Annotated in this window: 1 protein-coding gene; it reads left to right on the top strand. The window is 61.4% G+C overall.

The features are described from left to right. Window positions 1-345: TOBE domain-containing protein (locus SB756_RS28485; protein WP_410912849.1), on the top strand; the 345-nt coding region annotated here is incomplete at its 5' end. Window positions 346-370 lie beyond the last annotated feature (25 nt).

The raw sequence follows: 370 nt of genomic DNA, 5'->3' as shown, positions 1-370 counted from the left end.
CTGATTCAACTGGCCGATGGCGTCACGCAGCTTAATGTGGCGCTGACCCAGCGCAGCGCCGATCGCCTGCAACTGGCCGCCGGTAAAGAGGTGCTGGTGCTGATCAAGGCGCCGTGGATCCGCATCAGTCGTGACGCCGCACAGGATGACAATCAGCTGGCAGCGACGGTCAGTGCCATCGAACCCGGCGAGCAGATGAGTGAAGTGCTGATGAAGCTCGCCAGCGGCGAAACCCTGTGCGCGACCCTGAGCAACGATCAGCTGCAGCAACTGACGCTGCAGCCCGGCGACGCAGTGATCGCCAGTTTCAATGCCGAACACGCCATCGTCGCCACCCTGCTCTAGCGGTTGATTTGACTTCATTAAGGGC

This window comes from Pseudomonas sp. SIMBA_068, from assembly GCF_046534705.1.
Lineage (GTDB): Bacteria > Pseudomonadota > Gammaproteobacteria > Pseudomonadales > Pseudomonadaceae > Aquipseudomonas > Aquipseudomonas putida.
Note: the sequence above shows the minus strand (reverse complement) of the source record. Positions and strands in the feature narration are given on the sequence as shown.